Source organism: Paenibacillus lemnae (assembly GCF_012933385.1).
GTDB classification, from domain to species: Bacteria; Bacillota; Bacilli; order Paenibacillales; family Paenibacillaceae; genus Paenibacillus_AQ; species Paenibacillus_AQ lemnae.
Window position 1 is genome coordinate 40354 of sequence record NZ_JABBPN010000013.1, and the last position, 14152, is coordinate 54505.

The window sequence follows — 14152 nt, forward strand, 5'->3', positions numbered from 1 at the left end:
ATGAAGCCTTCCGAGCAGGATAAAGTTCTGTCCGTCAAGGATCTGAACCGATATATCCGAATGAAAATGGATGGCGATCCGCGGCTTTCGGATGTGTGGATACGCGGGGAGATTTCGAATTTCACCCACCATTCCAGCGGTCACATGTATTTCACGCTTAAAGATGAGGGCAGCCGTATCAAATCCATTATGTTTGCTGCTCACAATCAGAAGCTTCCTTTCATGCCGAAAGAAGGCTCGAAGGTCATCGCCAGAGGGAATGTTTCGGTGTATGAACGCGACGGCCAATATCAATTCTATGCATCACATATGCAGCCGGACGGCATTGGCAGTCTGTACCTGGCTTTTGAGCAGTTAAAGAAAAAGCTGGAGATGGAAGGTTTGTTTGCCAGTGAGCGCAAACGCCCAATACCTTTATTTCCTGCAACCGTAGGAGTGGTGACCTCTCCTACAGGTGCGGCAGTCCGGGATATCCTGATTACGATCCGCCGCCGCTTCCCGCAGGTGAAGGTGCTGCTGTATCCCGTTCTCGTTCAAGGTAAAGGTGCAGCTGCATCAATTGTAAAAGGCATCAAAACCATGAACCGCCTAAACGAAGCCGATGTACTTATTGTGGGCAGGGGAGGCGGATCGCTGGAAGAGCTGTGGGCGTTTAACGAGGAGCCGGTTGCCAGGGCAATTTATGAATCGGATATTCCCGTGATTTCAGCAGTTGGTCATGAAACAGATTTCACCATTGCAGATTTCACAGCAGATCTCCGGGCTGCAACACCGACGGCTGCGGCTGAACAAGCCGTTCCCAGCCGCTCCGAAATCAAGGGCAAGCTGCTTGACCGTGAACGTCAGCTACAGACAGGACTTCAGCAGCGGCTTCGACGGAGCCAGGAGAAACTGGCCTCTCTAAAGCGTTCAACGGTTCTAGTATATCCGAGGAGATATCTGCTTCGGCATGCCGAGCGTCTCGATCTGCTGAAAGTGCGGCTGCAGGGGAATCTGCAGAGCAAGGCCAGATGGAGCCGTGAACGCTTGGTTGGATTAAAGCAAGGCCTGGTTCGCTATAATCCCAAGGTGCAGGCAGAAGCAGCCGGCAAGCGCAGGGAAACGGCCCATCGTCAATTAACAGCTGCCATGCAGTCAATGATGCGTTCCAAGCTGCATCACCTTCAGTCAGAAATGAGACATCTGGATGCATTGAGCCCACTCAAAGTGATGTCACGCGGCTACAGCCTGGTCTATGATGAGCAGGAGCAGAAATTGATCAAGAGCTTGGGTGATGTACAGCCAGGTGATTTAATTCATGTGAAAGTCAGCGACGGACGATTACAGTGCCAGGTATGGGGAATGAAGGAGGAGAAAGATATTGTCGAATGAACCGGAAATGAGTTTTGAAGAAGCGATGGAACAGCTTGAGCAGATCGTAGGACAGCTGGAAGACGGCGATGTGCCGCTCGAAAAAGCGATCGATTTATTTCAAAAGGGCATGAAACTTTCTCAACTGTGCAGCCTAAAACTGGAGCAGGTGGAGCAAAAAATCGAAATGGTCGTCGAAGAAGGCGCAGAATTAAAGCGGCGTCCTTTCGGAGCATCCCTGGATGAAACGGGTGAGTCACTTGAGTAGCCGGCTCACGCTGGAATTATATATGCAAGAAATCGGCAGCCGGTTAACACAACAGCTGTCTGATCTTTTTCCAGAAGAATGGGAAGTGCCCGAAACGTTAAGAGAATCCATGAACTATTCGCTGATGGCCGGCGGCAAAAGGCTGCGCCCTCTGTTGGTTACAGCAGCCTGTGAAGCGGGGGGAGGATCTCTGGAGGCGGCGCTTCCAGTAGCGTGTGCGGTAGAGATGGTCCACACCTATTCCTTAATTCATGATGATCTGCCCGCTATGGACAATGATGATTTTCGCCGTGGTAAACCGACCAATCATAAAGTGTATGGAGAAGCCACAGCGATTCTGGCAGGAGATGCCCTGCTGACGCATTCGTTCTTCAGAGTGGTTCAATCCAGCAGACTCCACGGCATTCCCGCCGAGCGGGTTCTGGCTGTCGTTGAAGATCTGGCGATGTATGCCGGGCCGAGGGGGATGGTTGGCGGGCAGGCGGCAGATATGGAAGGGGAGCAAGGCCTCACCAGTCTGGAACAGCTGGAGTATATCCATCTTCACAAGACCAGTGACCTTATTATATTTTCTCTGGTTGCTGGCGGCCGAATTGCCGGACTGGATGAGAACCAGCTCCAGGCACTAGAAACCTTCGGACATCATCTGGGACTGGCCTTCCAAATCCAGGACGATATTCTTGATATTATCGGGGATGAAGCCAAGCTGGGTAAAAAGACGCAGAGTGATATTAAGCAGCAAAAGGTGACTTATCCATATTTTATCGGCCTGGAGGCTTCCAGGGAAAAAGTGCAGCAGCTGACTGAGGAAGCAAAAGAGACCATCATGGCTGCCGGCCTTAAAGATCCTAAACGGCTTCTGGAAATTGCTGATTTCCTCATGTCTAGAGATCACTGAGCCTGAATTACATGCAAGCGGTTTTTTTGTGATATAATGTCTAATGTCCACCTAAAGCAGCGTTTAGATCATGGTGTGACTGAACATGAACAACATAAACTTAAACAAGGAAAGCGGGGAGATTCTTCGTGCTGCTTCCAACAATACAACAACCGGAACAATTAAAAAATCTGTCGGTTCAGGAACTCGAAGAACTTGCGGTGGAAATCCGTCAGTTTCTTATTGAAAAATTATCTGTTACCGGCGGACATCTTGCATCCAATTTGGGAGTGGTTGAACTCACGCTGGCCTTGCACTACTGCTTCGACAGTCCCCGTGACAAAATGATTTACGATGTGGGTCATCAGACGTATGTGCATAAAATATTGACCAGTCGTATGGATAAATTTGACACCCTCCGCAAGCATAAAGGGCTGTGCGGATTCATTAAACGAACAGAAAGCGAGCATGATGTCTGGGAAGCTGGTCACAGCAGCACCTCGCTGTCTGCAGCTATGGGAATGGCCCTGGCCCGTGATTTGAAGGGTGAAGACAACCGAGTGATTGCCATGATTGGTGATGGTGCGCTGACCGGCGGAATGGCTTTTGAAGCCCTTAATCATATCGGACATGAGAAGAAGAAGCTTGTGGTCATCCTCAATGATAATGAAATGTCCATCGCTCCGAATGTGGGAGCCATGCATAATTATTTGAGCAAAATTCGTTCAGACCGCCATTATTTGCGCGCGAAGGATGAGGTAGAGAGTCTTCTGAAGAAAATACCGGCAATTGGCGACAGGCTCGCCAAGACGGCAGAGAAGATGAAAGACAGCCTCAAATACATGATGGTGCCGGGTATTCTGTTTGAAGAGCTTGGATTTACGTATCTGGGTCCTGTAGACGGACATGATCTGAACAAACTGATCGATACCCTCACATTAGCTGATAATGTGGATGGTCCGGTGCTCATTCATGCCGTGACGACCAAAGGCAAAGGATATCACCCTGCGGAAAATGATTCCCATAAGTGGCATGGCATTTCCCCGTACAAGATCGAATCGGGGCAGGTGCTCAAATCTGTAGGTAATCCGATGTATACGGAAGTGTTCGGTCAAACCCTAGTGGACCTTGGGAAACAGGATGATCGGATCGTTGCCGTTACACCAGCTATGCCCGGTGGTTCAGGTCTGATTCCATTCAGCAAGGAGTTCCCGCATCGCATGATTGATGTCGGCATTGCCGAACAGCATGCAGCCACCATGTGTGCGGCTTTGGCTATGGAAGGCATGAAGCCGGTATTCGCCGTATATTCAACATTTATGCAGCGAGCGTATGACCAGATTGTGCATGATATCTGCCGTCATAATGCCAATGTTATGTTTGCGATTGACCGTGCAGGGTTTGTCGGTGCGGACGGTGAGACACATCAGGGTGTGTATGATATCGCATTTATGCGCCATATCCCTAACATCGTCTTGATGATGCCCAAAGATGAAAACGAGCTTCGTCACATGATGTATACGGCACTCCAGTACAATGATGGACCAATCGCATACCGCTACCCTAGAATTAACGGTACCGGAGTCGCGTTGGATGAGAGACTGGAATGTATCCCAATCGGAACCTGGGAGAAGTTAACCTCGGGTGAAGGCTGTGCAATTTTGGCATGTGGGCCAATGGTCGAGGTAGCTGAAGAAGCGGAGGCCATGCTCAAGCGTGAAGGAATACAGGTGCAGATTGTGAATGCGAGATTCTTGAAGCCGCTGGACAGCGCCATGCTGGATCACCTGGCTTCATCCGGTACAGCCATGATTGTACTGGAAGAATCCTCCCAGGCCGGCAGTTTGGGCAGTGCCGTACTGGAATATTATGCAGAACAGGGAACTCATGATGTCGTCGTTTCGCTGATGGGTATCGAAGACCGGTTCATCGAGCACGGCAGCATTAAGGAACAGCGGGCGGAAGTAGGGTTGACAGCCGAAGCGGTATGCACACGAGTGCGGGATTTGATCTCTCCTGCTTCGGGCAATTTGAGCAAGCGCAGCTTTCCGTCCTAGAATGAGACGTAGGAGACAAGAATGGAATCTATACAAAAAGAACGGATCGACATCCTGCTCGTAGAGCAGGGATACTACGACAGTCGGGAAAAGGCCAAGGCAGCAATTATGGCCGGTCTCGTGTATGCCGGCACAGAACGGATTGAGAAGCCTGGTATGAAAATCCCCCGCACGTCGGAAATCCGGGTAAAGGGATCTCTTCATCCTTATGTGAGCCGCGGAGGCTTGAAACTGGAAAAAGCACTTCAGTCCTTCGGTATTGATTTGAACGGACGCGTGATGCTGGACATCGGCTCATCCACAGGCGGTTTTACGGATTGCGCACTTCAGCACGGAGCAGAATATGTATATGCGATCGATGTTGGATACAACCAGCTGGACTGGTCATTACGTAATGACAGCCGTGTCTGTGTCATGGAACGTACGAACTTCAGATATACGACAACGGATGATTTGAAAGGCCCTGCACCTGACTTTGCCAGTATTGATGTATCCTTTATCTCTTTGCGAATTATTCTTCCGGCATTGAAGCCGCTCCTCTCGAAACCGGGCGATGTGGCTGCGCTGATTAAACCACAGTTTGAAGCAGGCCGTGATAAAGTAGGCAAGTCGGGTGTGGTGAGGGATCCCAAAGTCCACCGTGAAGTGCTGCATCAGGTGCTGACCTTTGCCCGTGAACTGGGTTTCAGACTGAAAGGACTAACCTTTTCACCGATAACCGGCGGAGAGGGAAATATTGAATTTTTGGCTCATTGGGAGGTCATCCCAGATGAGCAGGAACTTCTTCCGGAAGCACCGGGGACGACCGAAGCATCCACTCCCGATCTGTTGGGCCAGTTGATCGACGTCACGGTGAAGCAGGCGGCTCATACATTTACGGGAAACTCATCGAAATGATGGGTTTCTTTTGCTAAAAAAAAGGAGATAAATACGCTATCCTCGAATAAATCCTGTTGAGGTGAAGCCGTATGAATGAACGCTTGGACACCGTTCTCATGGTTGTTATCGGGATTATGGGTCTGTTATTGCTGGTTTGGCGCATCAACCGGTGGCTGATGTCTCCGGGTACATCGATACTTCCGGCAGTTCCCATCAATGAACTCATCCCCGATCATCCAGCGATCGCATTAATAGAGCAGGAAGGGTATGAAGTGGTAGGGGGGAAAGTCAAAATAAACCTGGCCTTCGATATCGGAGAACGCTCCGTACACAGCCGGCTTTTTGTAGATTATGTGGCTTCAAACGATCATGGTGAACTGTATTTGGTCAAACTGTCTAGAGACAGGATGCCTATGGACTGGAACGGCAGCACAGTGAGAGACCGTTTGATGCCATTCCTGCTCATGTACCCGGATTGCGCCGGACTGCTTTACGTGGATCAGCAAGAGCATGCTGTCCGGAGGATCTCGATGGAATGGTGTGATGAGGAATGGAACAGCGACATTTAATAACAGCGGATAGATCAGGAGGCTTTTGAATCATGAAAGGACAACGCCATATCAAGATTCGGGATATTATCACCCATCGTGAGATCGAAACCCAGGATGAGCTGGTGGAGGCCCTGCGGAATGAAGGGTATCAGGTTACCCAGGCAACGGTATCCCGTGATATTAAGGAATTGCTTCTCATCAAGGTGCCCATGGATGACGGCCGGTATAAATACTCCATGCCGACCGATCAGCGTTATAACCCTGTACAAAAGCTGAAAAGAGCCTTGGTAGATAATTTCGTGCATATCGATAAAACCGGAAATCTCGTCGTTATGAAGTGCCTGCCGGGAACTGCCAACTCGGTGGCCGTGCTGCTCGATAACATGGAATGGTCACAGATTATGGGGACAATCTGCGGAGATGACACGATTCTACTGATCTGCCGGACGGATGATGACAGCGATCATGTCGTGTCACAAATCATGGGGTATATATCTTAGATAAAGTCCAGTGTCGAAAGGTGCGGTTGCATGTTAGTTACATTATCTATCCGGAATTTGGCCGTGGTTGAAGCGGTTGACGTTCAGTTTTATCCAGGATTTCATGTTCTGACAGGGGAGACCGGTGCGGGTAAATCCATTATTATTGATGCGCTGGGTCTTACAGCAGGTGGTAGAGGCTCCGCTGATTTAATTCGTTACGGCTGCGATAAAGCGGAAATTGAAGCGCTATTTGATTTAGATCATAATCATCCGGTATGGGAAACGCTTGAAAGGCTTGGAATTGAAGGCACTCCGGAGGAGCATTTGCTCATTCGCAGAGAACTCAATTCTCAAGGCAAAAGCACCTCACGGATTAATGGCCAGCTGGTGAATTTGAGTATGCTGAGAGAAGTTGGCGAGCAGCTGATCAATATTCATGGCCAGCATGAACATCAGAGCCTGCTGCGGCCTGATCGGCATCTTCATCTTTTGGATACGTACGGTTATTCTGCTATTCAGCCCAGAAAACAAAAGTATCAGGAGCAATACGCCAGATTCGTAAAGGTCGAAAAAGAGCTGAACGACATTTTGGAAACCAGCCAAAAGGCTTATCAGATGCTGGATATGTACCGTTATCAGCTGGAGGAGATTGCTGCTGCAGGTCTTAAAACCGGGGAAGACGAAGGGCTGGCTGAAGAGAGGTTAAAGCTTGCGCACAGTGAGAAAATGATGGATTCCGTCAGCGGCGCTTACGATATTCTGTTCGGTGCATCAGGACTTGAATCCATCAGCAGGGCTCTGACTCGGCTGGATGATGTATCGGCCTATGATGAGAAAGATCTTAAGCCGCTGGTGGAGCAGCTGCAATCCGCATATTATCAGCTGGAGGATGCAGTATTTCAACTGAGGGACTACCGGGATGGCATCGAATTTAATCCGGATCGACTGGATGAGATTGATCAGCGATTAACGATCATCTCCAGTCTTCGCCGAAAATATGGGGATAATGTGGAGCAGATTCTGGAATACTATAAAACCATTGAGCAGGAAACCGATCTTTTGGAAAATAAAGATGAGCACATTGAGAAGCTGCGCGTTGAGCGTGATCTTCTGCTGCAGGATCTTATACACGCCGCAGAGGAGCTTAGTGGGGCGAGACAGCAGTGTGCACGGGATCTTGCTGTCCAGGTGGAGCAGGAATTGAAGGATCTGCAAATGGACCGGACGTCTATGGAGGTCAAGGTAGGGCTGACTGAGGACCCGTCCGGGGTGGAATACAAGGGAAAGCGTATAAGGCTTGGTAAACAAGGCATCGATGCTGTGGAATTCATGATCTCGCCAAATCCGGGAGAACCTTTAAGACCGTTAGCTAAAATCGCTTCAGGCGGCGAAATGTCCAGAATTATGCTGGCCATGAAAAGTATTTTTGCACGTCATGATCAGATACCAGTACTTATCTTTGATGAAGTGGACACCGGCGTCAGCGGCCGTGCCGCCCAATCCATTGCGGAGAAGCTGTTTGTTCTGGCAAAGAGCTGTCAGGTTTTCTCCATTACTCATCTTCCCCAGGTGGCCTGTATGGCAGATCATCAGTACCTGATCGAGAAAAAGCTGGATGAAGGAAGAACCATGACACAGGTGGAGCCTCTCAGTGAGAACGGGCGGGTGAAAGAACTGGCACGGATGCTGGGCGGGGTTGAAATCACGCAAAAAACGCTGCATCATGCCCAGGAAATGCTGAATCTGGCACAGGCGCAAAAAGCTTCAAGACAAGCTTCGGGTCAATGATTGACAGTTATAAAAGGATGGGGGCAGGGTTAACTTAAAGGTACGCAATTGGCGACCAACCTTTTCGTCAAGCGAAAGAAGAAAAAGGGAGCGTGACAGCCATTGAACCCTAACCTCAGGAGAAAAATGCTCGGCTTTATTCTTGCTTTTTTTCTTTGCTTCGCTGCAACTGCTGAACCTGTTCAATCTTTGTCCCACATGCCGAATCAAATTAGGCTGTTCAGCGGTCAACAGGGGAAGCTTCAGCTTGCGATTCCGGCGGAGGCACTGGCCTCTGTGGACCGCCCTGATATCGTTCAGGTGAATGGTTCCTCGAAAACGGCACAGCAAGTTTCACTTCGTCAGCCGATTCAGCTTACTCCCCGTCAGACTGGCAAAGCTGAGGTTACACTGAAATTATTCGGTACCATTCCTCTCAAGAAGGTTCATGTCGATGTGATGCCGGAACTTAAGGTTTATCCAGGCGGACAAACCATCGGTGTAAAAGTGAAATCCGCAGGAATTTTGGTCGTCGGTCACCATTTAGTTCATGCAGCTGATGGTGATAAATCTTCTCCTGGTGAAGCTGCAGGTTTAAAGCTTGGTGATTTACTGATATCCATGAATGGAGCAGCGCTCAACGATATCACAAATGTACCAAGCATTGTAGAGAAGGCGGGAACATCAGGCAAGCCGCTTGATATCACCTTCAAAAGAGATGGGAAAATGCTGAAAACGAAGCTCGTTCCGGCTTTTGATGATCAGGATCAGACCTGGCGTCTTGGTTTGTATATCCGGGATTCGGCCGCTGGAGTAGGAACACTGACGTTTTATGCGCCTCATCAAAAGGTGTATGGTGCACTCGGTCATGTCATCACGGATATGAATACACAGACTCCGATTGAAGTGGGAAGCGGACAGATTCTGCAGTCCAACGTGACGTCCATTTCCCGCAGCGAAGAAGGAGAACCTGGGGAGAAAAGAGCCCATTTTCTGAAAGACAGCCGAATTTTAGGGAATGTAGAAAAGAATACGCATTTCGGGATCTTTGGCAAAATGGAAAATAAACCTGATTTCAGTCTTTATCCTGAGCCTATTCCTGTCGGTTTATCCGGCGAAGTGAAAACCGGGCCTGCTGAGATTCTTACCGTCGTTGAAGGTCAGGATGTGGAAAGGTTCAAGGTTGAAATTATTCATGTGTCCAGACAGGATGAACCAGCCACAAAAGGAATGGTCATTCGAATTACAGATCCAAGGCTGATTAAGAAAACCGGCGGCATTGTTCAAGGAATGAGCGGCAGTCCGATTGTACAGAATGGAAAATTGATCGGTGCTGTGACCCATGTATTTGTTAATGATCCCAAGTCCGGCTATGGCTGCTTCATCGAATGGATGCTGCAGGATTCCGGTGTACTGCCGGCAGGAACTCATTCACAGAAAAATCTTAAGGCGAGTTAGTGCCTTAAGATTTTTTGTCGATTGATCGCGAATTAGAATGCAATTTGAAATAAAATATTCATTATAAATCATCATTGAAAAAAAATAAAGAAAAATAAATTTCGACAGAAGGATTTTAAATCAGTATGTCGAAAACTTTATCTAGAGAAAATGAGTGAACATATTATTCGTTTTGTAGATAAAGGAGGAGCAGCAATTGCAAAAAATCGAAGTGTTACTGGCTGATGACAACCGTGAGTTCACAAATTTGCTAGGAGAATATATTACAGATCAACCGGATATGGTGGTAAGCGGAATCGCTTATAATGGAGATGAAGTTCTAAATATGATCGAGCAGACAGGAAAAGTTCCTGATGTCCTCATACTTGATATCATCATGCCTCATCTTGACGGGCTGGGTGTTCTGGAGCGTCTGCGGGACATGAATTTGTCACCACAGCCGAAAGTCATCATGCTGACTGCCTTTGGTCAGGAAAATATAACACAGCGTGCCGTGCAGCTGGGAGCCTCCTATTACATTTTGAAACCGTTCGACATGGAAGTGCTGGCGAGCCGCATCAGGCAGCTTGTGGGTACTTCAGGCAGCCTCTCCAGCGGTTCCTCTTCATTTGCCGCTTCCAAGTCGAATGTCGTACCGATGGGTAAAGGTAAAAATCTGGATGCTAACATCACTTCCATCATTCATGAGATTGGGGTACCCGCTCATATTAAAGGCTATCAATATCTTCGTGAAGCGATTACGATGGTATACAACAATATCGAGATTTTAGGGGCGATTACCAAAACGCTGTACCCTGCCATTGCAGAAAAGTTTAAAACCACACCATCTCGTGTGGAACGCGCGATCCGTCATGCTATTGAGGTAGCCTGGACCCGCGGCAACATTGACAGCATCAGCCATCTGTTCGGTTATACGATTAACATCAGTAAATCCAAACCGACGAACAGCGAATTTATCGCTATGGTAGCGGATAAGCTCAGAATCGAGCACAAGGTTTCTTGAAAGGGTTAGGGGCTTTGAGTTTGCATCAAAGAAAGTAAACGTACGTCACTTCTTGTCTGGATGGGGCCTGCAACCTTGTCTCACTTGAGAAGTGGCGTATTTCATTATGGGACCGAAGGGAAGTTGAATTCATCATGAGCGAGCACGAATCAGAGTGGAAGCAGCGTATAGCAGAACTGGAACAAGATCAGAAACTGACTCCGGAAGCGAGGGAAATCATGCAGCATTTACTGAATGAAGTAGAACGGCTGACGCTTCAGAACAAAAATCTTCGCAGAGCCGCTTTGAAATCCACAAAACAGGATCGGATGTCCACGAAACTGAAAGATGCATTGTATGAATGAGTCACAAAAAAACACCGGAGAATGAATCTGCCGGTGTTTCCTCTTTTTATTATACTGAAAGGTTATCTTTCTTCGGTCTTTTCTCTTTAAAGCGGGGACCGACATAATTTCGTTTCCGGTCACGGAACAGAACCCATCCGCCCAGAAAACTGACCCCGAGCACGAAAAGAAGCAAACCACCGCCGAAAGTGAGCCACTGGAAGGTTTTATTGACAGCCTCGTCGTCACCATGCACAGCAATATATAGAAAAACAGCATCCTTCATCATCAAGAAGCCCTTCATCGCCATAAAACCTGGAATGATTAAGATGATAATGGCAATAAAGCGGGAAATCATCAATCTCATAACATAACCTGCCTTACTTAGTATGGTCTATATAGTCCACACTATCATACCTTGTTCCAGGAGGGCTGTCCATTTGAAACCGTCCTGAATTTGTAATTCGGTTAAAAGGGAGTAAAATAATGAGGGATGTAAGTACATAACACAGGGGTGAATGTTCATGACGATAACATGTGATATAGCAATACTTGGAGGGGGAACCGGCGGTTACACGGCGGCCATCAGGGCTGCCCAGCTGGGTAAGGATGTTGTACTTATCGAGCAGGACAAGCTTGGAGGGACTTGTCTTCATCGCGGTTGTATCCCGAGCAAGTCTTTGCTGCGCAGTGCCGAGATGTTCGCCGAGATGAAGAATAGTGAAGCTTACGGAATTGAAACCGAAGGCATCCGCCTTTCGTTCAGCAAAGTGCTCAATAGAAAAAATGATATCGTGGCCAAGCTGCATCAGGGTGTTCAATATTTGATGCGTAAACATAAAATCAAAGTCGTTCATGGCACAGGACGAGTAATTGGTCCCTCCATCTTCTCACCGCAGAGCGGAGCAGTCGCTGTGGAGCTGCCGGATGGAGAAATGGAGACGGTTGTACCTTCGAACCTGATTATTGCAACAGGATCTCGTCCACGTATGCTGCCTGGCCTGGAAACAGACGGATCCTATGTACTGAACAGTGATCATGCTCTGCAATTGGACAAGCTTCCCGAATCTGTAATCATTATTGGCGGCGGGGTAATTGGTGTCGAATGGGCATCGATGCTGAACGATTTTGGGGTCACGGTCACAATTGTGGAGACGGCAGGCAGACTGCTTCCGGCCGAAGATGAGGACACGGGAATGGAATTAAAGAAACACCTCAGCGCCAGGGGCGTTGTCGTAATGACGGGTGTGAATGTCATGACAGACTCATACAAAACAGACAGTGGCGTTCCTGAAATTACCGTCGAGCAGGGCGGCAGCCAGAAGATCCTGACTGCAGAAAAAATCCTTGTATCTGTCGGAAGGTCAGGTAACACAGACAATATCGGTCTTGAAAATACGGATGTTCGTGTTCAAAATGAAAGTATTGTCATCAACGGACACATGCAAACGACAGAGCCGCATATATACGCAATCGGGGATGTGGTCGGAGGATATCAGTTAGCTCACGCTGCAGCTCATGAGGCCATAACGGCTGTTCATCATATATGTGGGGAAACACTTCATGCATATCGAAAAGAGTGGATTCCAAGATGTGTGTATACCCGCCCTGAGGCAGCAAGTGTAGGCTTGACCGAGAATCAGGCCCAAGAACAAGGGTTTAATATCAAAACCGGCAAATTTCCTTTCCAGGCCAACGGTAAAGCATTGGTACAAGGAGCGGCTGAAGGATTTGTTAAGGTGATCGCGGATAAGGACACGGATGACATCCTGGGTGTACATATGGTCGGTGCCCATGTTACTGAGTTAATTGGGGAAGCCGTTCTGGCCCAGGTGCTTGATGCGGCTTCATGGGAAGTAGGGTCCATGGTTTATGCCCACCCTACTTTATCAGAAGTTTTAGGTGAAGCTATGCTTGCTCTGGACTCACGGGCGCTTGGAATTTAGCTTTCCATAATCGGTGTCAGGCCTAATCCTTCATTTCCTTTTATCCCAAAAGGGATTATAATAAACTTAACCAAGTCTTAGTACCAGGTTTTAATACTAGATAAAACATTGTCGCTGTAAGTGATAACGTTAACGGTTCGGTTAGAAGCTAAAGGAGGAATCTCCATGCAGGAACAAGAGATAATTAGTCAGAAGAACAGACATGAGCAGCTGGGATTAAGTGACGGACAAGTGCTGGACATGTATAAATATATGATGCTCGCCCGAAAGTACGATGAGCGGAATCTGCTGCTGCAGCGTGCCGGAAAAATTAATTTTCATGTATCTGGCATCGGGCAGGAGGCCGCACAAGTTGGAGCAGCTTTCGCTCTGGACCGGGAACAAGACTATTTTCTTCCCTATTACCGGGACTATGCTTTTGTTATGGCTGTAGGAATGACACCGCGAGAACTGATGCTATCTGCTTTTGCTAAGGCAGAGGATCCTAACAGCGGGGGACGTCAGATGCCTGGACATTTTGGCAGCAAGCGGCTTCGCATTGTGACCGGCTCCAGTCCGGTGACTACACAGGTTCCCCATGCCGTAGGTTTTGCACTTGCGGCCAAAATGCAGAAAAAAGATTTTGTTTCCTTTGTTACCTTTGGTGAAGGTTCGAGCAATCAGGGAGATTTCCACGAGGGAGCCAACTTCGCCGGGGTACATAAACTTCCGGTTATTATGATGTGTGAGAACAATCAGTATGCGATTTCCGTCCCGCTGCACAAACAGATTGCCGGACAGGTAAGCGACCGGGCACTGGGCTACGGTTTTCCGGGTATCCGGGTGGATGGCAATGATGTACTTGCTGTTTACGCTGCGGTAAAAGAGGCTCGTGAACGGGCCGTTTCCGGTGAGGGGCCGACTCTGATTGAGGCCATGATGTACCGCCTATCGCCGCATTCCACTTCCGATAATGATTTGGCGTACCGCAGTAAAGAAGAAGTGGAAGAGAACTGGAAGAAAGACGGTTTAATAACATTTAAGCAATATCTTATCGATTGCGGTTTATGGAATGAACAGCAGGATGAGGACTTAATTGCCCAATTGAACCTCGAGATAAAAGAAGCAACTGAGTATGCTGACCGTGCTCCGTTTCCGAAGCCGGAAGATACGCTTCGGCATGTCTACGCCGAGAACGAAGGGGGAAACTGA

Annotated in this window: 14 protein-coding genes; 13 read left to right on the top strand and 1 reads right to left on the bottom strand. The window is 48.3% G+C overall.

Annotated features, from left to right (window positions below):
* The 11 genes from xseA to HII30_RS14125 all read left to right on the top strand — a co-directional run bounded on the left by xseA (position 1) and on the right by HII30_RS14125 (position 11036).
* Positions 1-1371, top strand: a complete 1371-nt coding sequence (gene xseA / locus HII30_RS14075) for an exodeoxyribonuclease VII large subunit (protein ID WP_169505677.1) — start codon at positions 1-3, stop codon at positions 1369-1371.
* Positions 1361-1618, top strand: coding sequence for an exodeoxyribonuclease VII small subunit (gene xseB, locus HII30_RS14080; RefSeq protein WP_169505678.1), 258 nt, complete (start codon positions 1361-1363; stop codon positions 1616-1618). The genes xseA and xseB overlap by 11 nt, the downstream gene beginning before the upstream one ends.
* Positions 1593-2516: a polyprenyl synthetase family protein gene (locus tag HII30_RS14085; protein ID WP_211184597.1), complete on the top strand. Its 924-nt coding sequence runs from the start codon at positions 1593-1595 to the stop codon at positions 2514-2516. The genes xseB and HII30_RS14085 overlap by 26 nt, the downstream gene beginning before the upstream one ends.
* A 128-nt stretch (positions 2517-2644) precedes the next feature.
* A complete protein-coding gene (dxs, locus tag HII30_RS14090) occupies positions 2645-4552 on the top strand; it encodes a 1-deoxy-D-xylulose-5-phosphate synthase (protein WP_169505679.1) in 1908 nt (635 codons plus the stop codon).
* Between the two features lie 21 nt (positions 4553-4573).
* The gene (locus HII30_RS14095) at positions 4574-5449 is read left to right on the top strand and encodes a TlyA family RNA methyltransferase (protein ID WP_169505680.1); all 876 of its coding nucleotides are present in this window, start codon (positions 4574-4576) and stop codon (positions 5447-5449) included.
* Positions 5450-5520: 71 nt separating this feature from the next.
* Positions 5521-6000, top strand: a complete 480-nt coding sequence (locus HII30_RS14100; RefSeq protein ID WP_169505681.1) for a hypothetical protein — start codon at positions 5521-5523, stop codon at positions 5998-6000.
* Between the two features lie 32 nt (positions 6001-6032).
* Positions 6033-6482 carry a transcriptional regulator AhrC/ArgR gene (ahrC, locus tag HII30_RS14105; protein ID WP_169505682.1) on the top strand — a complete coding sequence of 150 codons (450 nt, stop codon included), beginning with the start codon at positions 6033-6035 and terminating at the stop codon, positions 6480-6482.
* Between the two features lie 30 nt (positions 6483-6512).
* Positions 6513-8252 (top strand): DNA repair protein RecN, encoded by a 1740-nt coding sequence (gene recN / locus HII30_RS14110; protein WP_169505683.1) that lies wholly within the window; start codon positions 6513-6515, stop codon positions 8250-8252.
* Positions 8253-8354: 102 nt separating this feature from the next.
* Positions 8355-9689 (top strand): SpoIVB peptidase, encoded by a 1335-nt coding sequence (gene spoIVB, locus HII30_RS14115; protein ID WP_169505684.1) that lies wholly within the window; start codon positions 8355-8357, stop codon positions 9687-9689.
* Positions 9690-9885: 196 nt separating this feature from the next.
* A complete protein-coding gene (spo0A, locus tag HII30_RS14120) occupies positions 9886-10692 on the top strand; it encodes a sporulation transcription factor Spo0A (protein WP_169505685.1) in 807 nt (268 codons plus the stop codon).
* A 134-nt stretch (positions 10693-10826) separates the two neighbouring features.
* Complete coding sequence (locus tag HII30_RS14125) at positions 10827-11036, top strand: hypothetical protein (protein WP_169505686.1); 210 nt, start codon at positions 10827-10829, stop codon at positions 11034-11036.
* Between the two features lie 49 nt (positions 11037-11085).
* On the opposite strand, the gene HII30_RS14130 is transcribed toward HII30_RS14125, so the two are convergent.
* Complete coding sequence (locus HII30_RS14130) at positions 11086-11382, bottom strand: DUF2627 family protein (RefSeq protein WP_169505687.1); 297 nt, start codon at positions 11380-11382, stop codon at positions 11086-11088.
* Positions 11383-11539: 157 nt separating this feature from the next.
* On the opposite strand from HII30_RS14130, the gene lpdA reads away from it, so the two are divergent.
* Both lpdA and HII30_RS14140 read left to right on the top strand, forming a co-directional pair.
* Positions 11540-12961: a dihydrolipoyl dehydrogenase gene (lpdA, locus tag HII30_RS14135; protein ID WP_169505688.1), complete on the top strand. Its 1422-nt coding sequence runs from the start codon at positions 11540-11542 to the stop codon at positions 12959-12961.
* A 165-nt stretch (positions 12962-13126) separates the two neighbouring features.
* On the top strand, positions 13127-14152 hold the full coding sequence (locus tag HII30_RS14140) for a thiamine pyrophosphate-dependent dehydrogenase E1 component subunit alpha (RefSeq protein WP_169505689.1): 1026 nt from the start codon (positions 13127-13129) through the stop codon (positions 14150-14152).